The following is a 26540-nucleotide window of genomic DNA, read 5'->3' as shown; positions in this document are numbered from 1 at the left end:
AAGGACGACAGCTTACCGCGCCCGGCGCGACGTGGGCTGTCAGGGATCGGCGGATACTTTATCCTCGTCAGCCTGGTAACTGGATAGATGACTTATGAGCGAACTTAACGGGCAATCCACGGGCGGCAACGACTGGCAACTCGGGCGCATCGTCGGGGAACTGCATGAGGCGCGCAGCCAATGGCGCGAGACCCATGGGCGTTTCCGCGAGTTCAGCGGCCGCGAGCTGCCCTCGCGCAGCGTCATGGCCAGCGTGATCGAATCCCTCAGCGGCGCGCTCTTTCCGCTGCGCCTGGGGCCGGATCAGCTGCGCCAGGAAAGCGAGGACTTCTATGTCGGTTTCGAACTGGAGCGGGCGCTCAATGCCCTGGTGATCCAGGCGAAGCTGGAACTGGACTATTTCGCCAAGCAGCGTGGGGAGAACGGCGTCAATCGCGCCGACGAGGCCCGTCGGCTGGTGCAGGCCTTCGCCCTGGCCCTGCCGGATCTGCGGCGCCTGCTGGACACCGACGTGATCGCCGCCTACCAGGGCGATCCCGCCGCGCGCAGCGTGGACGAGGTGCTGCTCTGCTACCCGGGCATCTACGCCATGATCCATCACCGCATCGCCCATCACTTCTATCGCAGCGGCCTGCCGTTGCTGGCGCGGATGGTCAGCGAGCGGGCGCACTCGGCGACCGGGATCGACATCCACCCGGGTGCCCAGATCGGCGAGGGCTTCTTCATCGACCATGGCACCGGTGTGGTGATCGGCGAGACCTGCATCATCGGCGACCGGGTACGCATCTACCAGGCGGTGACCCTGGGCGCCAAGCGCTTCCCGGCCGATGCCGAGGGCAACCTCAAGAAGGGCCACCCGCGCCATCCGATCGTCGAGGACGATGTGGTGATCTATGCCGGGGCGACCATCCTCGGGCGCATCACCATCGGCCAGGGCTCGACCATAGGCGGCAACGTCTGGCTGACCCATGGCGTGCCGGCCAACAGCAACGTCAGCCAGGCCAGCCTGCAGGGCTGCGCCGGTCTGGCTCAGGAGTAGTCGGCGGCGTTGTCACGAACGAACTTGGCCAGGAAGCGCCGGGTGCGTTCTTCACGCGGCCGATTGAACAACTCGGCCGCCGGACCCTGTTCGACGATGCGGCCGCCGTCCATGAACAGCACCCGGTGGGCGACGTCACGCGCGAAGGCCATCTCGTGGGTGACGATGACCAGGGTACGACCCTCCTGGGCCAGCCCGCGAATGGTCTCCAGCACCTCGCCGACCCGCTCGGGATCCAGCGCCGAGGTGGGTTCATCGAAGAGGATGGCCTGGGGACGCATGGCCAGTGCCCGGGCGATGGCGACCCGCTGCTGCTGGCCACCCGATAGCTGTCCGGGATAGCTATCGGCCTTGTCGGCCAAGCCGACCTTGGCCAGCCATTCACGGCCCTGGGCGATGGCCGTGTCGCGCGCCTCGCCCTGGACGATGATGGGGCCCTCGATCACGTTCTCCAGCGCGGTGCGATGGGGAAACAGATTGAAGTTCTGGAAGACGAAGCCCATGCGCTGGCGCAGCTGGCGGATGGCGTGCTGCTGGCCCTTGAGCGGTCGGCTGGCGTCGATGCGCAGGTCGCCCAGGCGGATGCTGCCGGCCTCCGGGGTCTCCAGCAGATTGAGGCAGCGCAGCAGGGTGGTCTTGCCCGAACCGCTGGGGCCGATGATCGCGACCACCTCCCCCTGGGCCACCTCAAGGTCGATGGACTGCAGCACCGTCTGCTGCCGGAAGGACTTGGAGAGCCCCTGCACCTCGATCATGACTGACCTCGTTCATTGATGTGGCGCCCGTAGTGCCGTTCGAGGCGGTTCTGCAGGGTGGACAGCAGGCTGGCCAGGACCCAGTAGAGCAGTGCCGCGGCCAGGTAGAGGCTGAAGATCTCGAAGGTGCGGGCGGTGATCAGCTGGGCCTGGCGGAACAGCTCCGGCACCTGGATGGTGGCCGCCAGCGAGGTGTCCTTGACCAGCGAGATGAAGCTGTTGCCCAGTGGCGGCAGGGCGATGCGCAGCGCCTGGGGCAGGATGGCGCGCCTCAGGGTCTGCAGCGGCGTCATGCCGATGCTGGCGGCGGCTTCCCACTGACCGCGGTCGATGGCGCCGATGGCCGAGCGGATGATCTCCGCGGTGTAGGCGGCCATGTTCAGCGAAAAGCCGATCAGGGCGGCCGGCAGCGGATCGAGCTGCAGGCCCAGTTCGGGCAGGCCGTAGTAGATGACGAACAGCTGCACCAGCAGCGGCGTACCCCGGAAGAACGAGATGTACAGCCGCGCCAGGCTACGCAGCGGCAGGCTCGGCGAGCGGCGCAGCAGGGCCAGGCCGAAGCCCAGCAGCAGGCCGAAGAACATGCCGCCGAGGCTCAGGACCACGGTCCAGATCGCGCCCTTCAGCAGGAAGGGCAGCGAATCGAGCAGGAGCTGTAGCGTGTCGCTCATTGGGTGACGTCGGCCTTGAACCACTTCTCGGAGATCTTGGCCAGGGTGCCATCGGCTCGAAGCTTGGCGATGGCCTGGTCGACCGCGGCATGGAATTGCGGATCACCCTTGCGTTCGGCGATACCCGACTCCTGGCGGCTGAAGGGCTCACCGGCCAGGGCCAGCTTGTCCTTGGTCTTGGACAGCAGTTCCAGGGCGGCCAGGCGGTCGACGAGGATGGCGTCGATGCGGCCGACGCGCAGATCCTGGTACTTGGTCGGATCGTCTTCGTAGGTGCGCACGTCCGCCTTGGGTACGTTCTGGCGCAGCCATTGCTCGTAGTTGGTGCCCAGGCCGACGCCGACCTTCTTGCCGGCGAGGTCGGCGGCGGTCTTGATGCTGTCGACGTCGTCCTTGCGCACCAGGGCCTGGATGCCGGAGACGGTGTAGGGGGTGGAGAAATCGTATTTCTTCTTGCGCTCGTCGCTGATGGTGACCTGGTTGATCACCACGTCCAGACGCCGGGATTCCAGGGCGGCGAGCAGGCCATCCCATTTGCCGGGCTGGATCTTGGCGTCGACGCCCAGTTCCTTGGCCAGGGCCTTGGCGAAGTCCACTTCGAAGCCGGTCAGCTGGCCCTGTTCGTTCTGGAAGCTGAAGGGCGGATAGGTGCCCTCCAGGCCGACGATCAGTTCGCCGCGCTGCTTGACGATCTGCAGGAGGTCTTCGGCCTGGGCGGTGGCCTGGTGGGCCAGGCCCAGGGCGACCAACAGGGCGGCGCTACGGAGCAGACGCTGGGGGAGGGGTTTGCGCATGGAAGAGATCCTTGTGGTTATGAGGGTGCGCCACTATGGGGGTGTCTGTTCTGACATCCCAAGTCCGAAAACTGCTGACGTTATGCCATCGTCCTGTGGCTTGGCTAGCCGATCACGCCAACCAGTCGCCATAGGCGAAGGTGCCCGGGGCGCCGCCGGTGTGCAGGAATATTAGGGGGCCGGGTGGGAGGTCCCCGCTGGCGACCATATCCAGCAGGCCCGCCATGGCCTTGCCGGTGTAGACCGGATCCAGCACCAGGCCTTCGAGCCGGCCGAGGCGGCGGATGGCGGCCAGGGTGCCGGGATTGGGCTCGCCATAGCGCGGGCCGAAGTAGCCGTCACGCAGGAGCGGAGGATTCTCGGGTAGAGCAATGCCCAACAGCTCGGCCAGCTGCTGCCGCAGCAGGGCGACCCTGGGCAGCTGCTCGGCCTGGGTGCGGGAAACGGTGACGCCGATCACCGGCAGCTCTGGCCGCAGATGATGAAGGGCCAGGTCCAGCCCGGCCTGGGTGCCGGCACTGCCGGAGGCGAGGATGACGGCTGCGGGTTGCAACTGCAGCTCCTGCAGCTGAGCGTCGAGTTCCAGGGCCGCACGGACGTAGCCGAGGGCGCCCAGGGCGCTGGAGCCGCCAATGGGGATCACCCAGGGCTTGCGCCCTTGCTGGCGCAGGCACTCGGCTTCGGCTTCCAGCTGGCGCAACGGATCATCGAGCGCCGCGACGGCTCTGATCTCGGCGCCGAAGAGTTCGAGCAGGAGGCGGTTGCCGCCGTGCAGGTAGCCGGGGTCCGCGGTGGCGATGGGATTTTCCAGCAGGGCGACGCAGGCCAGGCCCTGTTGCGCGGCGACGGCGGCGGTCTGGCGCACATGGTTGGACTGGATGGCGCCGGCGGTCAGCAGGGTGTCGGCGCCGGCGGCCAGCGCCGAGGCGACCAGGTATTCCAGCTTGCGCACCTTATTGCCGCCCAGGGCCAGGCTGGTGGTGTCGTCGCGCTTGCAGTAGACCGGTCGGCCCAGCTCCGCCGACAGCCGCGGCAGGACCTCCAGCGGGGTCACCGAGGGTTGCAGCGTCAGGCGCGGAAAGCGGGCGAGGGCGGTGGCGAGCATGGCGGAACCCGAGGCAATTGAAGGGGGCATCACTCTAGGGCCAAGCCGCGCCTGGCGGCAATCCTGCCCTCAGGCGAGGTCCGGACGCCGCGCCCAGGCCTGGGGCACCAGCGAACGCAGCAGCACGCCATAGAGCGGAACGAAGAGCAGCAGGCTGACCGTCAGCTTGACGCCGTAGTCGACCAGGGCGATCTCCGGCCAGTGACTGGCCATGAAGGGGTTGTCGCTGCGCCAGAAGGCGATGGAAAAGAAGGCCAGGGTGTCGAGAGCGTTGCCGAACAGGGTCGAGACCGTGGGCGCCAGCCACCAGTGGCGCGAGCGCCGCAGGCGGTCGAACACCTGGATATCGAGCAGTTGGCCGAGCACATAGGCACAGAAGCTGGCCAGGGAGATGCGCAGCACGAAGATGTTGACCGCGGCCAGCGCCGCCCAGCCCTGGAAACTGCCGTCCTGGAACAGCACCGAGACCCCATAGGAAACCACCAGGGCAGGAATCATTACCCGGGCGATCACCTGGCGGGCGGGCGCCTTGCCCATCAGCCGCACGGTGAGGTCGGTGGCGAGAAAGATGAAGGGAAAGCTGAAGGCGCCCCAGGTGGTGTGCCAGCCGAACAGTTGCAGCGGTAACTGCACCAGGTAGTTGCTGGCGATGATGATGAGGATATGGAAGGCGACGAGCGCGGCGACCGCCGTGCGGCGCGCGGAATCGAGACGTGCGAGCATGAGAGGGCCTTTTTGAAAGTGCCTGGGGTGAGGGAACCCAGGCCCCGGAATTCGGGGCGGCGCCATCCTAGCCCAAACAGGGCGCCTATCACCAGCGAGCGTCGGTACATGGAAGGGAGTCGCTCGTCCGGGAGCGTTCCCTTCCAGGCTAAAGAGACTCAAGCGGCCGGCTTGAGCACTACCTTGGTCCAGCCATCGTCCCGCGCATCGAAATGCCGATAGGCGTCCGGTGCTTCGGTCAGGTTCAGGCGGTGGGAAATGATCTGCGAGGGTCGCGCCTTGCCTGCATGGATCAACCGCGCCAGCTCACGGTTGTAATTCTTGACGTTGGCCTGGCCGGTGCGGATCTGCTGGCCCTTGAACCAGAAGTTGCCGAAGTCGAAGGCCATCTTGCCTTGCTTGGCCAGGTCGTTCCGGCCGCCCGGGTCCTGGGGCACGAACACCCCGACCACCCCGATACCACCGGTGGCGCGGGTCGAGGCCACCAGGTTGTTCATGGTGAGGTGATTGGCTTCGTGCCCGTGGTGATCGCAGCACTGGTAGCCGACGCACTCGCAACCGCGATCGGTCCCGCGCCCATGGGTGAGGTTGAGCAGTTGCTCCACCGCATCGCCTTCCTTGGCGTGGATGGCCTTGGCGCCGAGCTTTTCCGCCAGTGCCAGGCGATCCGGCTGGTCGTCGACCACATAGACCTCGGAGGCGCCACGGATCATGGCGGAGTGGGCAGCCATGAGGCCGACCGGGCCCGCGCCATAGATGGCGATGGATTCGCCCGGGCGCAGACCGGCCAGCTCGGTGGCATGCCAGCCGGTGGGAAAGATGTCGGACAGCATCACGTAGTCGTCTTCGCGTTCCGCGGCATCTTCGGGCAGTACCAGGCAGTTGAAGTCGGCGTAGGGCACCCGCAGCAACTCCGCCTGGCCACCCTGGTAGGGGCCCATGTCGGCGAAGCCGTAGGCCGCACCGGCGACGCCCGGGTTGGCGGTGAGGCAGAAACCGGTCAGCCCGCGCTCGCAGTTCTCGCAGAATCCGCAGCCGATGTTGAAGGGCAGGCAGACCCGGTCGCCAACCTTGATGCGATCGACGCCGAGACCGACCTCGACCACCTCGCCGAGATTCTCATGGCCGAAGACCCGGCCACTTTCGAAGCTGGTGCGGCCTTCGTACATGTGCAGGTCGGAACCGCAGATGTTGGTGGTGGTGATCCTGACGAGGACGTCGGTGGGTTTTTCGATGCGGGCATCGGCTACGTTCTTGACCGCGACGTCGCGTGGGCCCTGGTAAACCACAGCTTTCATGATGTGCACTCCGGAGTGTCGCGTCGGTCCTCTACGGGCACCCGCTTGGGTAGATGGGCGTCTTCCCTAGCAGCGAGCAGCCTGGGCTGTCGCCTCAAGGGGAGGGCATCGGCAAGCGGACGATAGTTCAAGTCGTCAGACGAGTTGGGCTGCGCTTGGGAGTCCTGCTAACGTTGCGGTTTAAACCGCGAAAGAGGCTTGCCATGCACTATCGATCCTTGGGCCGAACCGAGCTGAAGGTGAGCGCCATTTCCCTGGGTACCATGACCTGGGGCGAGCAGAACACCGAGGCAGAAGCCTTCGAGCAGATCCGGGTCGCCAAGACGGCCGGCGTCAACCTGCTGGATACCGCCGAGATGTACCCGGTGCCGCCGCGCGCCGAGACCTACACCCGCACCGAGACCATCATCGGCAACTATTTCCGCCAGCACGGCGACCGCGCCGACTGGGTGCTGGCCAGCAAGGCGGCCGGTCCTGGCCGCGACATGGACTACATCCGCGACGGTGGCCTGGCCTTTACCAAGGCCAATCTCACTGCCGCGCTGGAGGCCAGTCTCAAGCGACTCAACACCGACTACCTGGATCTCTACCAGCTGCACTGGCCGGATCGGCGGACCAATTACTTCGGTCAGCTGGGCTATGTGCACAACGATGCCGACTTCACACCCATCGAGGAGACCCTGGAGGCCCTCGACGGCCTGGTGAAGGCAGGCAAGGTCCGCCATGTCGGCCTGTCCAACGAAACGCCCTGGGGCGTGCAACGCTTCCTGCACCTGAGCGAGACGCGCGGCTGGCCGCGGGTGGTCTCCATTCAGAATCCCTACAATCTGCTCAATCGCAGCTTCGAGGTGGGTCTGGCCGAGCAGGCCATCCGCGAGCAGGTCGGCTTGCTGGCCTATTCGCCGCTGGCCTTCGGTGTGCTCGCGGGCAAGTACCTGAACGGCGCCCGTCCGGAAGGGGCGCGACTGACCCTGTTCGAACGCTTCCAGCGCTACAGCAATCCTCAGACGCAACGGGCTGCCCAGGCCTACGTCGAACTGGCCCGGGAGCGCGGCCTGGATCCGGCGCAGATGGCCCTGGCCTTCGTCACCAGTCGGCCCTTCGTGACCAGCAACATCATCGGCGCCACCTCGCTCGCCCAGCTGGAAAGCAATCTGGCGAGCAGCGAGCTGGTGCTGGATCAGGAAACCCTGGCCGCCATCGAAGCCATCCACGTCGACCAGCCCAATCCGGCACCCTGATCGTCTGGTATCCGGCGCCCGGTACAGCCGCTGTACCGGGCGTTTCCTTGCGCCTGGCGAAAGGCGGCCGTGACCGACAGGGCAGGGACGCAAGGGCTGCTGTCCGCGACGCCTATTAAAACCACGGCCCCAAGGGCCTAGAGTCGGTCGGACCTTCCACGCCTGCAGGTGTCCGTCATGACGTCGTACGAAATCGTGCTCCTGGGAGACCAGGACCCTTCCATCGTGGCCCACCAGGCCATCCCCCAGGCCCTGGCGCTGACCGCCACGGCGCTGGGTGTCACGCTGCGGACACGCTGGCTGCCGACGGTCGAGGCCGATGGCGCCCTTGGCGGCTGCGACGGCCTCTGGTGCCTACCCGGGAGTCCCTATCGCCATCGCGAAGGGGTGCTGGCGACTCTGCGCACGGCGCGCGAACAGCGGATTCCCTTTCTCGGGACCTGTGGCGGGCTGCAGTACGCGTTGCTGGGGTACGTCCAGTCCGTGCTGGGCTGGACGGACGCCGCCCACGGTGAAGACGATCCGTCGGCCAGCCGCGCGGTGCTCACGCCCCTGAGCTGCGCCCGCATCGAGGTGCAGAATCAACTCCGACTGCTGCCAGGGTCGCGCCTGGCGGAGGCGGCCGGCGCCGAACGGGTCGAGGCCACCTATCGCTGTCGCTTCGGGGTGAATCCCGCCTATCTGCCGGCTTTGCTCGACGCCGGCTGGCGCGTACTCGCCTGGGATGAAGAAGGACTACCCGCTGCCTTCGAACTGACAACCCATCCCTGTTATTTCGGCACCCTCTATCAGCCGGAGCGCGAGGCGCTGGCCGGCCGGGTTCCCGCGGTGGTGCGCGCCTGGCTGGAGGCGATGATCGCCGCTCGGAGCGTGCTGCCATGAAGCGGCCGGAATTGCCCGAGGACTGTGTGGTGATCGCCTTCATCTCGCAACGCGCCGACGTCGATCCCGACTATGAGGCCATGGCCGCGCGCATGGTGGAGCTGGCGCAGGCGCAGCCAGGCTTTCTGGGCATGGAATCGGTGCGGGGCACCGATGGCCTGGGCATTACCCTGTCCTACTGGACCGATGAGGCCGCGGTCGCGGCCTGGGGCGCCCATCCGGAACATCGGCAGGCGCAGCGGCTGGGTCAGGCGCGCTGGTATCGCTGGCATGACACCCGGGTCATGCGCCTGCTGTCGAGCCGCGCCGGTCCCGGCGTCACTCCAGACGGATCGCGCCCAGGGCCGGGGTGACGCGGATCCAGCCGATGCGGCTGTCTTCGCCGATCAGCATGATCTTCTTCCAGGGGCGAAAGGGGGCGCTGTCCAGGACCAGGATGCGATCGCCCGGTTTGAGCATGGCGATCAGCTGGCGGTTGGCGACCACGCTGCGCTCCGGCATGGCGGGATACTGCATCAGCGGAATCTGGCCGCCGCGGATCTGCCAGGTCTCGCCGCTGGCGGCGTTGATGAAGGTCGGCAGCCGCGTCAGCAGGATGGCCAGCGCGAAGAACCCGATCAGCAGCAGGACGAGCCGCTGCGTCACGGTCCGGACGGCAACGATATCGGGTGACAGCTTGCCAAGCGAGGACATGGAGATGGCTCTGGGCGGCGGACGGTAGAGGCTCGATGCTACCGTCATGCGGCCAGTTGACATCATTCACATCCAGGAAAGGTCAACGGCTGCTCATTCGCCAGCGCCAGACTGTGAACGGCCGCAAAGCGGCCGACTAGAGAGGCGGGTTCAGGGCGCCAGCTGGCGGGTGACTTCCACGGCCTTGTCGAAGGACGGATAGCCACTCTTGGCCACCGCGAGCTCTCCGTAGGCGCTCTTGTAGGTCTGCGCCTGAATCGGGTCGGCCTCGGGCACCAGGAAGGGATCGGTGTACATGCGATAGAGCAGGGCATAGGCCAGCGGATAGCGATGATCAGCGGACGCGTTCAGCAATTCCAGGACGTCATCGGTCTGCGGACCCTGCTTGATAGCGATCACCGCGCGATAGAACTCCACTTCGCCATCGGCACTGGTTCCACCATTGCGCAGCAGCAGGGCATCCGCGAGCTTGAGCTGTTCTTCGCTGCCACCCAGGACCAGCAGCTTGGCCTGCAAGAGGTCGTTCTGGCGCAGCAGGGTGGTCTGTTCCGCGCTGAGCGGCCGCGTTTCCGCCGCCTCGTGATGACCGCCCAGGGAGCAGCCGGCGAGGGAAACACACAGCAACGGGAGCATCCATTTCTTCATGTCGAGATCTATCCGCGGAGTCGTGACGCTGGTTCCAAACTTTGGACGATAGCAGTTCTTTGCGGCTTTGCGCAGAACCGGAAGGCAATCCTGGAGTCGTATCCGCACGTCCACAGAGCGCCCATGCCTGGCTATTTCCAGCGTCGCGCGCTTCGGGCATTGTATGCGACAAGCGGCTGGATAGACCGCCGTTCGTTTTGCCTTCACGTACAGATCAAAGGACTCCCATGATCACCAAATGTCTGTTTCCGGCAGCCGGCTATGGCACTCGTTTTCTCCCTGCGACCAAAGCCATGCCCAAGGAAATGCTGCCCATTGTGAACAAGCCGCTGGTGCAGTACGCCGTGGAGGAAGCTCTGGAGGCTGGCCTGCATCAGATCGGGATCGTTACCGGTCGTGGCAAGCGCTCGCTGGAAGACCACTTCGACATCAGCTATGAGCTGGAAAGCCAGATCAAGAACACCGACAAGGAAAAGTACCTGGTCGGCATTCGCAAGCTGATCGACAACTGCACCTTCTCCTACACCCGTCAGGTGGAGATGAAGGGCCTGGGCCACGCCATCCTGACCGGCCGCCCGCTGATCGGTGACGAGCCCTTCGCCGTGGTCCTGGCGGACGACCTCTGCCTGAACCTGGAAGGCGACAGCGTCCTCAAGCAGATGGTCAAGCTGTACAACCAGTTCCGCTGCTCCATCGTGGCCATCCAGGAAGTCCCGGCCAACGAGACCAACAAGTACGGTGTGATCGCCGGCGAGATGATCCGTGACGACATCTACCGCGTGAACAACATGGTCGAGAAGCCGAAGCCGGAAGACGCTCCCTCCAACCTGGCGATCATCGGCCGCTACATTCTGACCCCGGACATCTTCGACCTGATCGAGCAGACCGAGCCGGGCAAGGGTGGCGAGATCCAGATCACCGACGCCCTGATGAAGCAGGCCCAGGACGGTTGCGTTCTGGCCTACAAATTCAAGGGTCAGCGTTTCGACTGCGGCAGCGCGGAAGGCTTCGTCGAAGCCACCAACTTCTGCTTCGAGAATCTGTACAAGGCGCTGTAAGCCTGACGTGCAGTCGACCAGGCCACCTGCGGGTGGCCTTGTCGTTTCTGGCGGTTGGCCAGCCGGGCCGCTGCCCAGGGTGGCCTTGCGTTATGCTGGTCGCCAGCAGCAAAAAGAGAGAGCTCCATGACGACCTATGATTTCGACCTCTTCGTGATCGGCGCCGGTTCGGGCGGGGTACGGGCCGCGCGCTTCGCGGCCGACTTCGGTGCCCGGGTGGCGGTGGCGGAAAGCCGTTACCTCGGCGGGACCTGTGTGAACGTGGGCTGCATGCCCAAGAAATACTTCATCTACGGCGCCTCCTTTCGCGATGAATTCCGCCAGGCCCGTGGCTATGGCTGGGATGCCGAGGTTCCGGCCTTCGACTGGAACACCCTGGTCGCCAGCAAGGACCACGAGATCCGCCGGCTGAACGGCATCTATCGGGCCTTGCTGGTCAACAGCGGGGTGACCTTGCTGGAAGCCCATGCCCGCATCCTCGATCCCCATACCGTGGAGGTGGAAGGCCAGCGCTATCGCTGCGAGCGCATCCTCATCGCCACCGGTGGCTGGCCGGACGTGCCGGACTTCCCCGGCCGCGAGCATGCCATCACCTCCAACGAGGCCTTCTACCTGCCGGAGCTGCCCAAGCGGGTGGTGGTGGTGGGGGGCGGCTACATTGCCGTGGAATTCGCCTCGATCTTCCAGGGGCTCGGCGCCAAGACGACCCTGCTGTATCGCCGGGAGCTGTTCCTGCGCGGCTTCGACCGGGGCGTGCGCGAGCACCTGCGCGACGAGATGCAGAAGCGCGGCCATGACCTGCAATTCAATGCCGATGTGGCGCGGATCGACAAGGCCGCCGATGGCAGCCTGCAGGTGACACTCAAGGACGGTCGGATGCTGGACGCCGATTGCGTCTTCTATGCCACCGGCCGCCGACCGATGCTGGACGACCTGGGCCTGGAAAACACCGGTGTCGCCCTGGACGACCGGGGCTTCATCGAGGTCGGCGAGACCTTCCAGACCGCGGAGCCTTCGATCTACGCCATCGGCGACGTCATCGGCCGGGTGCAGCTGACCCCGGTGGCCCTGGCCGAGGGCATGACCCTGGCGCGCCATCTGTTCGATCCCGACAGCTATCGCCCGCTGAACTACGACCTGATCGCCAGCGCGGTCTTCAGCCTGCCCAATCTGGCGAGCATCGGCCTGAGCGAAGAAGAGGCGCGTGAGCGTGGCCATCGGCTGAAGATCTTCCAGAGCAGCTTCCGGCCGACCAAGCTCAGCCTGACCGATGTCCAGGAGCGCACCCTGATGAAGCTGGTGGTGGATGCCGACAGCGACCAGGTGCTGGGCTGCCACATGGTGGGGCCGGATGCCGGCGAGCAGATCCAGTGCCTGGCCATCGCCCTCAAGGCGGGCGCGACCAAGGCCTGCTTCGACGACACCCTGGGCATCCATCCCACCGCCGCGGAAGAGTGGGTCACCATGCGCAAGCCGGTTCGCGAGGACGAGGCGCGCTAGACGGGCGCCTCGCCACCGCGGGGATCACTTCGCCACGGGGGCCGCCGCCACGGGCGCGGCCTCCACCGTCTCGCGCCTGGCGTAGCGCTGCGCCAACACCGCGCAGACCATCAGCTGGATCTGGTGGAACAGCATGATCGGCAGCAGCACCGGACCCATGGTACTGCCGGCGAACAGCACCTTGGCCATGGGCACCCCCGTGGCCAGGCTCTTCTTGGAGCCGCAGAAGACCACGGTGATCTCGTCTTCCTTGCTCATGCCCAGCAGCCGGGCGCTGTAGCGCGTGGCGAGCAGGACCAGGGTCAGCAGGGTGGCGCAGATGAACACCAGGCCCACCAGCGACAGGATCGGCGTCTCGCGCCACAGGCCTTCGATGACCGCGGCGCTGAAGGCGGTGTAGACCACCAGCAGGATGGACCCCTGGTCGACGAACTTGAGCTTGCCCTTGTGGCGATCCACCCAGTGGCCGATCACCGGACGCAGCAGCTGGCCGGCGACGAAGGGCAGCAGCAGCTGGACGCAGATCTTGACGATGGCATCCAGGGTGCTCTGGCCGTCCGAGCCGCCGTGGGCGTCGAGCAGCAGCCGGACCAGCAGTGGGGTGAGGAAGATCCCGAGCAGGCTTGACAGGGACGCACTGCAGACCGCGGCCGAGACATTGCCGCGGGCCATGGAGACGAAGGCGATGGACGACTGCACCGTGGCCGGCAGGGCGCACATGAACAGCACGCCGAGATAGAGCTCCGGCGTCACCAGCGGGGCCAGCAGCGGCTGCAGCGCCCAGCCCAGCAGCGGAAAGCTGACGAAGGTGAAGGCGAACACCAGGAGGTGCAGGCGCCAATGGGTGATGCCGGCCACCAGCGCCTGGCGCGACAGCTTGGCGCCGTGCAGGAAGAACAGCAGGCCGATGGCGATGTTGGTCACCACGTTGGCGATCTGGGCGGCGAGGCCCTGGCAGGGCAGCACGCTGGCCAGGATCACCGTGGCGACCAGCAGCAGCGTGAAATTGTCGGGCATCAGGCGGGGACGAGCCATGGTCTCTCTCGGGTTGTCTGCGGATAGCCCCAAGGCTATCGTCTCCTGACCTAGCCGACTAACGCGAAAAGCCCCAATGATGTCGTCAAACGGACAGTCTGCGGTCGAACGCCCCGTGCCCGAACTCGCGCACCTGCCGCGGCGCCTCTATGCCCGGGTGGAGTCCCTGGCCCAACCGGCCTGGACACCCTGGCACCGGCATCCCTGGGGCCAGCTGTCCTATGCCATCAAGGGGGTGCTCACGGTGACCACCGCCGAGGGCAGCTATGTGGCACCGCCGCAGCGGGCGGTGTGGATCGCCGCCGATGTCGAGCATCAGGTGCGCTCCTCGCCCAGGGCGGAGATGCGCAGCCTCTATGTCGGGGCCGAGGCGGCGCCCTATGTGGGCGAGCGGTGTCGGGTGGTGGCGGTGAGTCCGCTGATCCGCGAATTGATCAAGACCTTCAGCGGCTTCGCCCGGGAATATGACGAGGCGGGACCCGAGGGAAGGCTGGTGTCGGTGATGCTGGATCAGTTGCAGGCGGCACCCGAGGTCGGGCTGTCGCTGCCGGCGCCCCAGGATGGCCGGCTGCGCCTGCTGTGCGAGGCCCTGGCGGCCAATCCGTCGGACGATCGCACCCTGGCGCAGTGGTCGGGGGTGCTGGGCGCCTCGGAAAAGACACTGAGCCGGGCGTTCCTGCGCGATACCGAGTTGACCTTCAGAACCTGGCGCCAGCGGTTGCGCCTGATCAGCGCCCTGGAACGCCTGGAACAGGGCGCTGCGGTGACGGAGGTGGCGCTGGATTGCGGCTACAACTCCCCATCGGCCTTCATCGCCGCCTTTCGCCGGCAATTCGGCGCGACGCCCGGGGCCTTCGCCCTGGGCGTTTAGTCAGGCAGTGGCGCCGAGCAGGCTCAGGTAGTCGCCGAAACCGCCGCGGGCCCGGCAGTCCAGGCGCGAGCTGGTGCGCACCCGCACGCTGTTGCTCCAGGCGATACGCGCACCCTGGGTCTGGAGCGCGGTAACCAGGGTCACGTCCTCGTCCACCGTCATGGACGGAAAGCCGCCGGCCTGGAGATAGGCTGCCGTGGAGATGCCGAAGTTGGCGCCATGGATATGCTGATGGCCTTCGTGGTCGTGATAGGCCGCCTCGTAGCGAGCCCTGAGGCCGGGGGAATGCGGGGTCCAGTCGTCCACCTCCACCACGCCACAGACGGCATCGGCGCCATAGGCGAGCTGGGCGGCGAACCAGTCCGGCGCCACCTCTGAGTCGGCATCGGTGCAGGCCAGCCAGCGGGCGCCGAGCTGGATCAGGTGGGCGGCGCCGGTCGCCCGGGTCAGGCCGACGTTGCAGGCCCAGACTTCCAGGGCAGTGACCGGCAGCCGGCGAACGATGTCGGCGGTGCCGTCGGTGCAGCTGTCCAGCACGATGACGACCTCGACGGGTTCACCTAGCAAGGCCGGATGCCGCGCGGCGCGCAGGACCGATTGCAGGCAGCGTTCGACGTGTTGCTCTTCGTTATGGGCGGGTATCACGGCACCTATCATAGAAGCTGCTCCCGGCGGGCGACGGAGGTGGGGTCGGAAGACCAGAGGGTGAGGAGGAAATCGGATTCTTCGAGGTGGCTCAGGCGATGCAGGCCGGGCAGGGCGGCCATGCGCTCATGAACCTGGTCGCCGGTCAGGGCGCAGCCTTCGATGGGATGGCGCCAGTGACAGCCGAGCAGTACCCCTCCGGGCAGCAGCGCGCTGTGGGCGCGATCCAAGAGGGCAGCCAGGCCGGGCTCGCCGAGGTAGTAGCCGATCTCGCTGATGACGATGAGATCGAAGGCGCCGGCCGGCCAGGCGTCCGGCAGCAGCAGGTGATGCACCTCGACATGAGCCTGATCGGCCAGGCGCTCGCGAGCGGTGGCGACCGCGGAGGCATTGCCGTCGCTGACCAGCAGCCGCTCGCAACGCTCGGCCAGCCGCCGGGACAACTCACCGGTGGAGCAGCCAGGCTCGTAGCCGTGGCTGTAACGACGGTGCGGCAACATGGCCAGGGTCAGATCGCGCTTGCGCGCTTCGTACCAGCGATGGCGGTAGTCCCAGGGATCGTCGCTGCTGGCGTACAGCGAATCGAAATAGCTCATGGAGACGGTCACGTCAGATAGACCTCCCAGGCACGGGTGAGACGGGCCACTACCGCAGGCGGCAGGATGGGTCCCTGTCCCGTGCTCGTGTCCTCGGTCAGCTGACTGCCGAAGGCATTCACCGCGCGCTTCTTCAGCGCCAGGACGTCTTCCTCCAGTTCCAGGCGCCGCGCCCGTTCCCAGGGCACGCGTGGATCGCCCGGGGCGGCCCAGTGCCAGGTCCAGACCGGCACCTCGATGCAGCGGGCCCCGCGCAGGCGGCAGGCTTCCACGGCGGCGCGGCCGGTCGCCTCGTGATCGGGATGGCCATCCAATCGCCAGGTGGCGAAAACCACGTCTTCCGGCGTAAGGATTTCCACCAGCCGCTGCTGCAGGGCGGCTTCCTGCTCGCTCACCTGGCCATCCGGTATCGCCAGGCGGGTCACGGTGGCGCGCTCCAGATGCAGGCGGCGCAGGGCTTCGCGGGTCTCCAGTGGACGGGTATTGCGCAGGCGGGTGGCCGGCCAGAGGGTGGATTGCGGATGGCTGCCATCGCCGTCGGTGACCGCCACCAGTGCCAGACGACGCCCCAGCTCACCCAACTGGCAGAGCAGGCCGCCGCAGCCGAGGATCTCGTCGTCCGGGTGCGGGGCGACGACTACGGCGCGATGGCCGGGCGGGACCAGTTGCGAGGCCTCGATTGCCGGCATCTCGGCGAAGCCGGACCACTGCAGCCACGCCTCGGGCGCGGTGCCAGCTCCTTGAATCTGACGATCGCCTACAGTTGCCAAGGGGCACCCTCCAGCAGATTGAGGTCACCCAGCACCGCCAGGTCGCGTTCGGCGTGACTCTGGCGCAGGTAGACGGGGAGGTCCGCCATGTGGCGGGCGCAATAGGCGTCGCGGCACAGCGGCGCGGCGCCAAAGGCGCGGCCGGTATGGCGGATGACGATTTCGGCACACTGCTCGACCAGGGCCCGCAGCTGGCAGACGGGATAACGGGCGTCCGCCTCGGGGTTGAGGTCCAGCCACTCGGCGGCCTGGCGCAGTGCAGTGGCGGCGCCGAGCAGGGCGGCGTCCACATGGCCCAGGTGAGCGAGGGCATGGGGTTCGCGATGACGCTTGCAGTGAGCGCGCAGGGTATCGGCCAGGGCGGTGGCGGAGCCATACCAGCAGGCGGCGATACCGCCGCCGCCATGCCAGAAGCCGGGGCGGTGCAGGTAGCGACCGGGGGCCCCGACCAGCACGCCGGCGGCCCCGTCGAACAGCACGTCGACGCTACCCGTGTGCTGCATGCCGATGGCCCGCCAGCCGTCCTGGGTGACTTCGACGCCGGGTTGCTTCATTTCCACCGCCACCAGCATCGGATGATCGTCCATCCAGGCGGTGACCAGGGCGTGACTGACCAGGGAGGCGCCGGAGCACCAGGACTTCCGGCCGTGCAGGGTGACCACGCCGTCGGCGCTGTAGCGCACCAGCAGGCGGGCATCGGGCGGCTCGGCGGCCCAGACGCCCCAGAGGCTTTCGGGCGGAGCGTAGCCCTCCAGTTCGCTCAGGATGGCCAGGGCATCGGTGTGGCCTTCGTACAGCTTGACCAGGCCCAGGTCATGATGGGCGACCTGGGCCAGGGCGCGCCAACGGTCCAGGGTCTGACCCTGGCCGGGCAACGGCAGGCGGTCGAGACCGCGCTGGTTGAGAATCTGGAGTCGGTGTTGCAGCAGTGCGGGAGTGACCTCGTCATAGGCCCACTCGTCCAGGGTGTCCTGGAGGCTATCCAGATCGATCGACATCGGCTCCATCCCGTGGCTGGCGACGGCGCTGTCCACGACAGCGCTCGTTAGTGCAGACCACGGGCAGCGATAAGGGGTTTCGCTTAGGCGGTACGCTTGCCGACGGCAGGCGCATCGCTACGCTACGCCGAGCCGCTTGCGCCGCGCTGCGGTAAGGCTCTGGCGTATCTCGGCATACCCGGCCCAGGGGTCGTCCTTGAGCCCTTCGAGGCGTTCCAGCAGGGAGTCGAAGCGCCATTGGTCGCTGGCCTCCAGGGCCGCCAGCTCATCCCGGGCGATGGGTACCGAAACGCCGAGGTGGGGACGGGCGCGCAGGGAAAAGGCGCTGACCGTGGTGGCGCCATGGCGATTGCGCAGGTAGTCGACGAAGATCTTCCCCTGGCGATTCTGGGCGCCCATCTTGGCGGCGAAGAGCTTGGGCAGGGTGTTGGCCAGGTGCTGGGCCGCCGCCTGGGCGAAGGCCTTGACGGTGTCCCAGTCCTGGCGCCGATCCAGCGGCACCACCAGGTGCAGGCCGCGACCGCCGCTGGTCTTGACGAAGGCCTGCAGCTCCAGCTCGTCGAGCAGGGTCAGCACCAGCCCCGTCGCCTCCAGCATGCGCGACCAGGGCAGGGCGGGATCAGGGTCGAGATCGAGAATGAAGCGGTCGGGCCGGTCGATGCGGTCGGCGGTGGCGTTCCAGGTATGGAGTTCCACCGTGCCCATCTGGGCCGCGCCGATGAGGGCCTCGCGACTGTCGATGACCATCAGCGGCGCATGCCCCGGATCCAGTGCCGGATCGAGTTCGCGGATATGGGGGATCGCCAGGGTCTGCTTGTGCTTCTGGAAGATCTGCTCGCCGGCGATACCCTCGGGCGTCCGGACCAGGGCCACGGGTCGGTCGGCCAGGTGCGGCAGGATCCAGTCGGCGACGGCGGCGTAATAGCCCGCGATGTCGAGCTTGCGTGCGCCGCTGGCCTCGTCGATGACCCGTTCGGGATGGCTGATGCGCACCCCGGCGACGGTGGCGTCCTGCTGCTTGCCCGCAGACGGGCGGCGTGCGGCGGACGGGCGCGGCGCCTCGGCCTCGCGGGCTTGTGTCGCCTCTTCCAGGCCGATGCCCTCGGCCGGCTTGTCGTCGCGCAGGCCGTGGAAGACGCCCTGGCGGACGATGCGGTCCTGGGTCAGCTCGGCATAGGCGATCTCGCACAGCTGCTCGGGCCGCAGCCAGGTCACTTCGCGATAGGCGGCGCCCCTGGGCGGATCCACCACCGGCGGCTGATCGACGATCAGCGGCTGGAAGCGGGCGTGCAGCTGCTTGAGCACGGCCGCGGTGAAGCCGGTACCGACCTTGCCGGCATAGTGCAGCTGGCCCTGGTCATCGTGCAGCGCCACCAGGAGCGCGCCCAGGTGCTGGCGGCCGCCCTTGGGCGGGGTATAGCCGACGATGATGAATTCCTGGCGGTGGGCGCACTTGAGCTTGATCCAGTCCTTGTTGCGCCGCGAACGGTAGGGGCTACCCAGGCGCTTGCCGATGACCCCTTCGAGCCCGAGTTCGCAGGCACTGGCCAGGATGCGATCGGCCGGCACCTCGAAGGCGGCGGAGAAGCGCAGCAGCTCGCTGTCGTTGCTCTCTGCCAGCAGCTTGCCGAGCAACTCGCGGCGTTGCTCGACCGGCACCTCGCGCAGGTCCGCGCCATTGAGATAGGGCAGGTCGAACAGGTAATAGGTGATGCGGGTCGCCTTGCCAGTCTCGAAGGCATTCTGCAGCGCCTGGAAGCTGGAGACGCCTTGGGCGTCGTTGACCACGATCTCGCCGTCCAGCCAGGCGTTTTCCAGGCCCAGCGCGGCCAGGGCCCTGGCCTGCTCTGGCAGGCGCTCGGTCCAGTCGTTGCCGCTGCGGGTGAAGAGGCGCACCTCGCCGCCCTCGATATGGGCGAGCAGCCGATAGCCGTCGTATTTCACCTCGTACAGCCAGTCGCCGGCCGGCGGACTGTCGACCAGGGTGGCCAGCTGGGCTTCCAGGATCTCGGGCAGCTTGGCCTTGCGCGCCTTGGCGGTGGGCTGGCGGGTCGGCGTTTTGGTCGCCTTGGCTTTGGCGGAGGTTTTGCCCTTGGCCTTGGACTGCGCCAGCCGAGGCAGGGTCTTGTCGCTCAGCACGCTGTCGGGTTCGGCAGCGGTCACCTCGTAGTCGGCGGTGTCGCGGGCCTGGTCGTCGCGCTCCTTGATCAAGAGCCACTGCGGCTTGTCGCTGTGGCCCTGCAGCCGGGTGCGCACCAGGGTCCAGTGACCGCGCAGCTTTTCACCCCTGAGTTCGAACTTGAGCTTGCCCGCGGCATAGCCTTCGGCGGCATCGCCATCCGCCTCCCACTCGCCACGATCCCAGACGATGACATCGCCGGCGCCGTACTGGCCTTCGGGAATGCTGCCTTCGAAACTGCCGTAGGCGAGGGGGTGATCCTCCACCTGCACCGCCAGGCGCTTTTCGCCGGGATCGAGGCTGGGACCCTTGGGCACCGCCCAGCTCTTGAGGGTGCCATCCAGCTCCAGGCGGAAGTCGTAGTGCAGGCGGCGCGCGTCGTGCTTCTGGATGACGAAAGTCAGGGCCCCCTTGGCCTTGCGCCGGCGGGAGCTGCCCTCGTCACGCGGCTCGGCGGTGATGTCGAAGTTGCGCTTGCGGTTGTATTCGCTGGTCGAGCTGGCCATGGCGGCGCTCCTCACTTGGCCTTGCGGGTGCGGCTGGCGGCAGGGCTACGCCGGGTGGTCGAACGGCCGGAGCTCTTGGACTTGGGCGCCTCCTTGGCCTTGTCCTTCTTGCCACCCAGGCTGCGGCGCAGCAATTCGGTGAGGTCGATGACGTCGGCGCCGCTGTCCTCGGCTTCGGGCTCCTCGGCGACGGCTTCGAGCTTGCCGTCCTTGAGCTTGCGCTCCACCAGCGCCATGACGTTGTCCTTGAAGGTGTCGTGGTACTGCTCCGGGTCCCATTGCTCGGTCATGTCGTCCACCAGGCGCTGGGCCATGTCCACTTCCTTCTTGCTGACCTTGGCGTCCAGCCCCTCGAGCCCGACGTCTTCTGCGGACCGCACTTCGTCGGCCCAGCGCAGGGTGTTGAGCACCAGGGCATCGCCCAGCGGCATGATCACCGCCAGGTGCTGCTTGGAGTGCATCACCAGGTTGGCCACGCCCACCTTGCCGGCGGCGCTCAGGGTGTCGCGAAGCAGGGCATAGACCTTTTCGCCGTTCTTGTCCGGCGCCAGGTAGTAGGGCTTCTCGAAGTGCAGGATGGAGATCTCTCGCGCCTCGACGAAGGTGAGGATGTCGATGGTGCGGGTGGCCTCGGGCAGGGCGTTGTGGATCTCGTCTTCGCTGAGCACCACGTACTTGCCCTTGCCGTGCTCGATGCCCTTGACGATGTGTTCGCTGGGCACCTCCTTGCCGGTGGTCTTGTTGATGCGCTTGTAACCCACCGGGTCGAGGCTGCGTTCATCCAGCCAGTCGAAGTCGATGCCCGATTGCCGGGTAGCCGAGACGACCGACACGGGGATGTGCACCAGGCCGAAGCTGACGGCGCCTTTCCAGATCGAGCGGGGCATGGACGTTCTCCTCTTGGGGTGTCCCCTATGGATAGGCCGGCGATCCACCGGGTTCCGCCCTGGGGAACCCCGCTCCGCTGTTGGGTTCTACCCCCGGAACGACGATTTTGCCGTCGCAGGTGCAAGGTAGAGAGGAGCAGGGCGTGGACAGTGTCGATCAAGAAGTTTTGCGCATGACCCTGGCCTGGCGACGGGCAGGGCATGGCGTCAGCCTGTTCACCGTGGTCCAGACCTGGGGCAGCTCGCCGCGGCCGCCGGGCGCCATGCTGGCCCTGCGTGACGACGGCCAGGTATGCGGCTCCGTGTCGGGTGGCTGCATCGAGGACGACCTGATCGCCCGGCTGCACGCCGGCCAGTTCGCTGGCGAGCGTCCGGAGGTCATCACCTATGGCGTCTCGGGTGACGAAGCCGCCCGCTTCGGACTGCCCTGCGGGGGCACCCTGCGCCTGGTCCAGGAGCAGGTCGGTGACTGGCGCTGGGTCGAGCAACTGCTGCAACGGTGTGACGACCACGAACTGGCCCTGCGCGAGCTGGACCTGGCCACCGGCAAGGTGCGGATCTCCAGCACCACCCGCGACGAGCCGGTCGCCCTGGACGAGCACTGCCTGCGCCTGGTACACGGACCGCGTTGGCGGCTGCTGCTGATCGGCGCCGGTCAGCTGTCGCTCTATGTCGCCGACATGGCCGCCATGCTCGATTTCGAGGTGCTGGTTTGCGATCCCCGCGAGGAATTCCGCCAGGGCTGGGAGACGCGCCAGGCGCGTTTCATCCCGGGCATGCCGGACGATGCCGTGCTGGCGATCCGCCCGGACGAGCGCACCGCGGTGGTGGCCCTGACCCACGATCCGCGCCTGGATGACCTGGCGCTGCTGACGGCGCTGCAATCCGACGCCTTCTACGTTGGCGCCCTGGGTTCGCTGCGCAACAACGACCGGCGGCGGGAGCGGCTGCTGCAGCTGGAGGTGCCGGTGGCGGCGATCAATCGCCTGCACGGTCCCATCGGCCTGCACATCGGCAGCCATACGCCACCAGAGATCGCCCTGTCGCTGCTGGCGGAGGTGGTGGCGGTCAAGAACGGCATCGCCCTGACCCAGAAGAAGCGCGCCCTGGTTGCGGTGGAGCAGGTCGCCTAGGGATGCCCGGCGTTCAGGTGCTGATCCTCGCGGCGGGCGCCGGAAGCCGGTTCCGCGCCGCCGGCGGAGGCGACAAGCTGCAGGCCATCTTGCCCGGTCCGTCCGAGCTGACGGTGTTGCAGGCGACCTTTCGACTGTGGCGAGGCCTGGGTCTGCCGTGCCTGGCCGTGGTCTCGGACAGCGCCCCCTGGCGCGCCGCGCTGGCGCGGCAGGAAGGCCTGGCGGTACTCAGCCTGCCCACCACCGGCATGGGCGACAGCCTGGCCGCGGCCGTGCGAAGGACGCCCGAGGCGTCCGGCTGGCTGGTCGCCCTGGGCGACATGCCCTTCGTGCAGCCCGCCACGGCCCGCCAGCTGCTGGAGCTGCATCATCCCGGGCGCATCGTCGTCCCTGCTTACCAGGGCCGGCGCGGCCATCCCGTGCTCTTTGGTCGGAATTTTGCCGCTGCGCTGGGCGAACTCGCGGGCGACGAGGGAGCGAAACGGCTCCTGCGCGAGGGTTCGGTACTAGAGCGGGAGATCGCGGACGCCGGTATCCATCGCGACGTCGACACGCCCGCCGACCTGGAAAATACCCGGCAACTGACCCGAGAACTTCCCCATTTCGCCGTTCTTCCAACGGAGGAGAACTGCTTTTGGGGACACGCACTCATGAACAAAATCGAGTCCATGCTGGACTATCTCAAGACCCGCGAACTGCAACTCACCACGGCCGAATCCTGCACGGCCGGCAAGGTGGTGGGATTGTTGTCCGAGATACCCGGCAGCGGCAGCTGCATTGAATCCGGTTACGTCGTCTATTCGCCCGAGGCCAAGCAGCGCCTGCTGGGCGTCAGGCCGGAAACCATCGAGCGGCACAACCTCACCAGCGAGGAAGTGGCGCGGGAGATGGTTGCTGGCGCCCTGCGCGACAGTCCGGCCCAGGTGGCCATCGCCAATACCGGGCTGGCCGGACCGGGCGGGGCGGACGGCATTCCCCAGGGGACCGTATGTTTTGCCTGGGGCTACCGCGTCGGTGACGACATCGTGCTCTATTCTGAAACCCAGCATTTTTCCGGCGACCGTGAGGCCGTGCAGCTGGCGGCGGCCCGGCACAGCCTCGGCGCCGTGGTGCCCTATCATCAACGTCTCGAACGCGAATCAGAGGAGAACGCCCGATGACCGAAGCCCTTCAGCGCGACATCATCCAGGCCCTGCAGGTACCCGAGCATTTCGATCCGGCCGAGGAAGCTGAGCGTCGCATCCAGTTTCTCAAGGACTATCTGCTGAACAGCCGCCAGGAAAGCTATGTGCTGGGCATCAGTGGCGGCGTGGATTCCTCCACGGCCGGTCGCCTGGCCCAGCTGGCGGTGGAGCGGGCGCGCGAGGAGAGCGGCAATGCGCGCCTGAGGTTCATCGCCATGCGCCTGCCCTATGGCGTGCAGCGCGACGAGGCGGATGCCCAGCGCGCCCTGCAATTCATCCAGCCCGACGAGACCCACACCGTCAACATCAAGCCGGCCAGCGACGCCATGCTCGCCTCGGTGCGCGAAGCCCGCGTGGCCTTCGATGACGAACTGCACGAGGATTTCACGCTGGGCAACATCAAGGCGCGCCAGCGCATGATCGCCCAGTACGCGGTGGCCGGCGCGCGCCGGGGTCTGGTGATAGGCACTGACCACGCGGCGGAAGCCCTGATGGGCTTCTATACCAAATTCGGCGATGGCGCCTGCGATCTCACGCCTCTGCATGGTCTCAACAAGCGGCGGGTGCGGGCGGTGGCCGAGTGGCTGGGCGCCCCCAACGAGCTGGTGCACAAGGTGCCGACCGCCGATCTGGAATCCCTGTCGCCCGGCAAGGCCGATGAAGATGCCTTTGGCATCACCTACGCCGAGATCGACGATTTCCTGGAAGGCAAGGCGGTGAGCCCGGCCACGCTGGAGATCATTCTCAATACCTACCGGCGTAGCGCGCACAAACGCGATCTCCCCTATACGCCTTATAAGTGAAATCATGGGGTTATAGCTCGTAGCTCAAGTGATTTATCGAATATAGGCTTGAGGGCGATCCTTACTCCGGCTTGTGCTTCGGTGCTCTTCAACAAGCACCGTAGCGCTGGTCGCTAAGTTAGAAACAGCTTCATTTATTTACTTTAAGTAACTGATATTTATGGGTTTAGGCCGCTTTTACGTGCCTGTTGTTCATTGCAATTTGGCTGAACTTTTGCGCGTCGTCGGCGCTCAGACTCTTTCAGACACACCCGCGTGAGTGCTTCCGGTTGCAGTAGAGCCGCGGCTGTCTGGAGTGGCATCCCTAGGGGTGTCACTACGGGTTACCGATTCCCTTGAGGGGTTCGGCCAGCCGGGCCTCTTTGGCGGCAAGCCAAGCAGTAGCGGGTTCATGACCAAGGTCGCAGCGCTTGCGCGTTGCGACCTTTCACGCGTCCCAAGATGGAGTCAGGCTCGATGTCGAACACCGATCTCCCCGGTTCTTTTTCCACGCTTTCCCTCGATCCCGCTACCGCTGCCCAGACCCCGCGCATCGCCATAGAGTCGGTCACGCCGGCCGTGGACAATGGCCAGTTCGCCGCCAAAGGCATCGCCGGGCGCGTTGTCGAGGTGACCGCCAAGATCTTCGCCGATGGCCACGACAAGCTGGCGGCCAGCGTGCTCTGGCGTCAGGAGGGCGAGGAGAACTGGCAACAGGCTCCCTTGACCCTGGAAACCAACGATCTCTGGCGCGGCCGCTTCACTCCGCCCGCGGTGGGTCGCTACGAATTCGTGGTCCAGGCCTGGTGGGACGTCTGGGGCACCTATCGCTACGAAATCGAGAAGAAATACGCCGCGGGTGTCGGGCTGAACCTGGAATTGCAGGAGGGCCGCATCCATGTGGAGCAAGCCCTGTCCCGCGCCGAAGGCGAGCAGCGCGGTCCCCTGGAGGCGCTGCTGCAGCGGCTGGACCAGGCCGGCAGCGAGGGCGACAAGGTCGCCGTGCTCCTGGCCGGCGAGGCCAGCCAGGCCATGGCGTCGGTGGATGCCTATGTCCACCTGACCCACAGCATCGAATACCCGCTGGACATCGAGCGCCTGCGCGCCGAATTCGCCAGCTGGTACGAACTCTTTCCGCGCTCCATCACCGACGACCCCCAGCGTCACGGCACCTTCCGCAACGTGATCGGCGAATTGCCGCGCGTGCGCGACATGGGCTTCGATGTGCTGTATTTCCCGCCGATCCATCCGATCGGCCTGGCTCACCGCAAGGGCAAGAACAACACCCTGGGGGCGGGCGCGGACCAGCCGGGTAGTCCCTATGCCATCGGCAGCCCGGATGGCGGCCATGACGCCGTGCATCCCGAGCTGGGTACCCTGGACGACTTCCGCGCCCTGGTGGCGGCCGCTGCCGACCATGGCCTGGAGATCGCCCTGGACTTCGCCATTCAGTGTTCGCCGGATCACCCCTGGCTCAAGGAGCATCCGGGCTGGTTCTCCTGGCGGCCGGACGGCTCGATGCGCTATGCGGAGAATCCGCCGAAGAAGTACCAGGACATCGTCAACGTCGATTTCTATGCCAAGGATGCCGTGCCGGATCTCTGGCTGGCGCTGCGCGACGTGGTCTGGCATTGGGTGGAGCAGGGCGTGAAAATCTTCCGCGTCGACAACCCCCACACCAAGCCGCTGCCGTTCTGGGAGTGGCTGATCGCCGACATCCGCGGTCGTGACGCCGATGTCATGTTTCTCGCCGAGGCCTTTACCAAGCCGGCCATGATGGCGCGCCTGGGCAAGGTCGGTTACAGCCAGAGCTACACCTACTTCACCTGGCGCAACACCAAGGCCGAGCTGACTGAATACTTCACCCAGCTCAACGAAGCCCCGCTACGTGACTGCTACCGGCCGAACTTCTTCGTCAACACGCCGGACATCAACCCGGGCTTCCTGCAGACCAGCGGCCGGCCCGGCTTCCTAATCCGCGCCGCCCTGGCCACCATGGGCTCCGGCCTGTGGGGCATGTACGCCGGCTTCGAACTCTGCGAGGGCGCGCCGCTCACGCCGGGCAAAGAGGAGTACCTGGATTCGGAGAAATACGAGCTGCGCCCGCGCGACTTCTACGCCCCCGGCAACATTATGGGCGAGATCGCCCAGCTCAACCGCATCCGCCGGCAGAACCCGGCGTTGCAGACCCACCTGGGGCTGAAGATCTACAACTGCTGGAACGACCAGATCCTTTATTTCGGCAAGCGCACCGACGACCTGGGCAACTTCATCCTGATCGCCGTCAACCTGGATCCCTTCAACGCCCAGGAAGGCCACTTCGAACTGCCGCTGTGGGAGCTGGGTCTCGACGACCACGCCACCACCTACGGCGAGGACCTCATGACCGGGCACCGCTGGGCCTGGCACGGCAAGACCCAGTGGACGCGCCTAGAGCCGTCGATGCCCTTCGGCATCTGGCGCATCCAGGCGGGCCACTAGCGCTACCTCGGGCGGCACGGGCCAGGCGGTGCGGACAGATCCGCACCGCCTGGCCCGGCCGTCATCACT

General features: G+C 66.6%; 26 protein-coding genes and 1 pseudogene. 12 read left to right on the top strand and 15 right to left on the bottom strand.

Annotated features, from left to right (window positions below):
• The first annotated feature begins 94 nt into the window (after window positions 1-94).
• The gene (gene epsC / locus ACZ5R1_RS12700) at window positions 95-1039 is read left to right on the top strand and encodes a serine O-acetyltransferase EpsC (protein WP_007161852.1); all 945 of its coding nucleotides are present in this window, start codon (window positions 95-97) and stop codon (window positions 1037-1039) included.
• Here the strand turns inward: epsC and tcyN are convergent.
• From tcyN to ACZ5R1_RS12670, 6 genes are all read right to left on the bottom strand, one after another.
• A complete protein-coding gene (gene tcyN / locus ACZ5R1_RS12695; protein ID WP_042134373.1) occupies window positions 1030-1794 on the bottom strand; it encodes an L-cystine ABC transporter ATP-binding protein TcyN in 765 nt (254 codons plus the stop codon). The two genes, epsC and tcyN, sit on opposite strands and share 10 nt — an antisense overlap.
• A complete protein-coding gene (gene tcyL, locus ACZ5R1_RS12690) occupies window positions 1791-2465 on the bottom strand; it encodes a cystine ABC transporter permease (protein WP_027599207.1) in 675 nt (224 codons plus the stop codon). The genes tcyN and tcyL overlap by 4 nt, the downstream gene beginning before the upstream one ends.
• Window positions 2462-3259 (bottom strand): cystine ABC transporter substrate-binding protein, encoded by a 798-nt coding sequence (gene tcyJ / locus ACZ5R1_RS12685; RefSeq protein ID WP_288474249.1) that lies wholly within the window; start codon window positions 3257-3259, stop codon window positions 2462-2464. Before tcyJ ends, tcyL begins: the two co-directional genes overlap by 4 nt.
• A gap of 112 nt (window positions 3260-3371) precedes the next feature.
• Entirely contained in the window at window positions 3372-4364 is a 993-nt protein-coding gene (locus ACZ5R1_RS12680) for a D-cysteine desulfhydrase (protein ID WP_288474251.1), read from the bottom strand.
• Window positions 4365-4433: 69 nt separating this feature from the next.
• The gene (locus ACZ5R1_RS12675; RefSeq protein WP_464712347.1) at window positions 4434-5087 is read right to left on the bottom strand and encodes a 7-cyano-7-deazaguanine/7-aminomethyl-7-deazaguanine transporter; all 654 of its coding nucleotides are present in this window, start codon (window positions 5085-5087) and stop codon (window positions 4434-4436) included.
• Between the two features lie 158 nt (window positions 5088-5245).
• Complete coding sequence (locus ACZ5R1_RS12670; protein WP_288474255.1) at window positions 5246-6385, bottom strand: glutathione-independent formaldehyde dehydrogenase; 1140 nt, start codon at window positions 6383-6385, stop codon at window positions 5246-5248.
• Between the two features lie 203 nt (window positions 6386-6588).
• Between ACZ5R1_RS12670 and ACZ5R1_RS12665 the strand changes: the two genes are divergently transcribed.
• The 3 genes from ACZ5R1_RS12665 (at window position 6589) to ACZ5R1_RS12655 (ending at window position 8861) form a co-directional block, all read left to right on the top strand.
• Window positions 6589-7626, top strand: a complete 1038-nt coding sequence (locus ACZ5R1_RS12665) for an NADP(H)-dependent aldo-keto reductase (protein ID WP_288476533.1) — start codon at window positions 6589-6591, stop codon at window positions 7624-7626.
• Window positions 7627-7803: 177 nt separating this feature from the next.
• Window positions 7804-8508, top strand: coding sequence for a CTP synthase C-terminal region-related (seleno)protein (locus ACZ5R1_RS12660; RefSeq protein WP_288474262.1), 705 nt, complete (start codon window positions 7804-7806; stop codon window positions 8506-8508).
• Window positions 8505-8861, top strand: a complete 357-nt coding sequence (locus ACZ5R1_RS12655; protein ID WP_278896474.1) for an antibiotic biosynthesis monooxygenase family protein — start codon at window positions 8505-8507, stop codon at window positions 8859-8861. The genes ACZ5R1_RS12660 and ACZ5R1_RS12655 overlap by 4 nt, the downstream gene beginning before the upstream one ends.
• Here the strand turns inward: ACZ5R1_RS12655 and ACZ5R1_RS12650 are convergent.
• Together ACZ5R1_RS12650 and ACZ5R1_RS12645 are read right to left on the bottom strand one after the other, a co-directional pair.
• Window positions 8827-9201: a hypothetical protein gene (locus ACZ5R1_RS12650; RefSeq protein ID WP_288474267.1), complete on the bottom strand. Its 375-nt coding sequence runs from the start codon at window positions 9199-9201 to the stop codon at window positions 8827-8829. The genes ACZ5R1_RS12655 and ACZ5R1_RS12650 overlap by 35 nt on opposite strands.
• 150 nt (window positions 9202-9351) lie before the next feature.
• On the bottom strand, window positions 9352-9834 hold the full coding sequence (locus ACZ5R1_RS12645; protein WP_223855430.1) for a hypothetical protein: 483 nt from the start codon (window positions 9832-9834) through the stop codon (window positions 9352-9354).
• 239 nt (window positions 9835-10073) lie between these two features.
• Here ACZ5R1_RS12645 and galU point away from each other — a divergent pair, with 239 nt between their 5' ends.
• Window positions 10074-10904 carry a UTP--glucose-1-phosphate uridylyltransferase GalU gene (gene galU / locus ACZ5R1_RS12640; protein ID WP_007161840.1) on the top strand — a complete coding sequence of 277 codons (831 nt, stop codon included), beginning with the start codon at window positions 10074-10076 and terminating at the stop codon, window positions 10902-10904.
• Between the two features lie 126 nt (window positions 10905-11030).
• Window positions 11031-12404: a glutathione-disulfide reductase gene (gene gorA / locus ACZ5R1_RS12635; protein ID WP_144945151.1), complete on the top strand. Its 1374-nt coding sequence runs from the start codon at window positions 11031-11033 to the stop codon at window positions 12402-12404.
• A gap of 24 nt (window positions 12405-12428) precedes the next feature.
• Here gorA and ACZ5R1_RS12630 read toward each other — a convergent pair whose 3' ends face one another.
• Complete coding sequence (locus tag ACZ5R1_RS12630) at window positions 12429-13439, bottom strand: bile acid:sodium symporter family protein (RefSeq protein WP_027599217.1); 1011 nt, start codon at window positions 13437-13439, stop codon at window positions 12429-12431.
• 76 nt (window positions 13440-13515) lie between these two features.
• On the opposite strand from ACZ5R1_RS12630, the gene ACZ5R1_RS12625 reads away from it, so the two are divergent.
• Window positions 13516-14310, top strand: a complete 795-nt coding sequence (locus tag ACZ5R1_RS12625; protein WP_007161837.1) for an AraC family transcriptional regulator — start codon at window positions 13516-13518, stop codon at window positions 14308-14310.
• Here the strand turns inward: ACZ5R1_RS12625 and ACZ5R1_RS12620 are convergent, their stop codons facing one another.
• The 6 genes from ACZ5R1_RS12620 to ku all read right to left on the bottom strand — a co-directional run bounded on the left by ACZ5R1_RS12620 (window position 14311) and on the right by ku (window position 20891).
• Window positions 14311-14967 (bottom strand): glycosyltransferase family 2 protein, encoded by a 657-nt coding sequence (locus tag ACZ5R1_RS12620; RefSeq protein WP_288474455.1) that lies wholly within the window; start codon window positions 14965-14967, stop codon window positions 14311-14313.
• Window positions 14964-15551 (bottom strand): class I SAM-dependent methyltransferase, encoded by a 588-nt coding sequence (locus ACZ5R1_RS12615; protein WP_077173015.1) that lies wholly within the window; start codon window positions 15549-15551, stop codon window positions 14964-14966. Before ACZ5R1_RS12615 ends, ACZ5R1_RS12620 begins: the two co-directional genes overlap by 4 nt.
• A gap of 8 nt (window positions 15552-15559) precedes the next feature.
• Window positions 15560-16321 (bottom strand): PIG-L deacetylase family protein, encoded by a 762-nt coding sequence (locus ACZ5R1_RS12610; protein WP_288449964.1) that lies wholly within the window; start codon window positions 16319-16321, stop codon window positions 15560-15562.
• Window positions 16309-17319 carry an acyl-CoA dehydrogenase gene (locus tag ACZ5R1_RS12605; RefSeq protein ID WP_376781447.1) on the bottom strand — a complete coding sequence of 337 codons (1011 nt, stop codon included), beginning with the start codon at window positions 17317-17319 and terminating at the stop codon, window positions 16309-16311. Before ACZ5R1_RS12605 ends, ACZ5R1_RS12610 begins: the two co-directional genes overlap by 13 nt.
• Window positions 17320-17436: 117 nt before the next feature.
• Entirely contained in the window at window positions 17437-20004 is a 2568-nt protein-coding gene (gene ligD / locus ACZ5R1_RS12600) for a DNA ligase D (RefSeq protein WP_464712346.1), read from the bottom strand.
• Between the two features lie 11 nt (window positions 20005-20015).
• Complete coding sequence (ku, locus tag ACZ5R1_RS12595; RefSeq protein ID WP_027602417.1) at window positions 20016-20891, bottom strand: non-homologous end joining protein Ku; 876 nt, start codon at window positions 20889-20891, stop codon at window positions 20016-20018.
• Window positions 20892-21034: 143 nt separating this feature from the next.
• On the opposite strand from ku, the gene ACZ5R1_RS12590 reads away from it, so the two are divergent.
• From ACZ5R1_RS12590 to ACZ5R1_RS12570, 5 genes and pseudogenes are all read left to right on the top strand, one after another.
• Window positions 21035-22024, top strand: coding sequence for an XdhC family protein (locus ACZ5R1_RS12590; protein WP_027602416.1), 990 nt, complete (start codon window positions 21035-21037; stop codon window positions 22022-22024).
• 2 nt (window positions 22025-22026) lie between these two features.
• Window positions 22027-22461, top strand: a pseudogene (locus tag ACZ5R1_RS12585) (nucleotidyltransferase family protein); the annotation flags it as partial.
• A 213-nt stretch (window positions 22462-22674) separates the two neighbouring features.
• Complete coding sequence (locus ACZ5R1_RS12580) at window positions 22675-23184, top strand: CinA family protein (protein ID WP_288473146.1); 510 nt, start codon at window positions 22675-22677, stop codon at window positions 23182-23184.
• Window positions 23181-24011, top strand: a complete 831-nt coding sequence (gene nadE / locus ACZ5R1_RS12575; protein WP_295517438.1) for an ammonia-dependent NAD(+) synthetase — start codon at window positions 23181-23183, stop codon at window positions 24009-24011. Before ACZ5R1_RS12580 ends, nadE begins: the two co-directional genes overlap by 4 nt.
• A 456-nt stretch (window positions 24012-24467) precedes the next feature.
• Entirely contained in the window at window positions 24468-26471 is a 2004-nt protein-coding gene (locus ACZ5R1_RS12570) for an alpha-1,4-glucan--maltose-1-phosphate maltosyltransferase (protein WP_077172894.1), read from the top strand.
• The last annotated feature ends 69 nt before the right edge of the window (window positions 26472-26540 follow it).

It is taken from the genome of Pseudomonas sp. Pso3, from assembly GCF_055393275.1.
The sequence above is the reverse complement of the archived record's forward strand: the minus strand, read 5'-3'. Positions and strand labels throughout refer to the sequence as shown.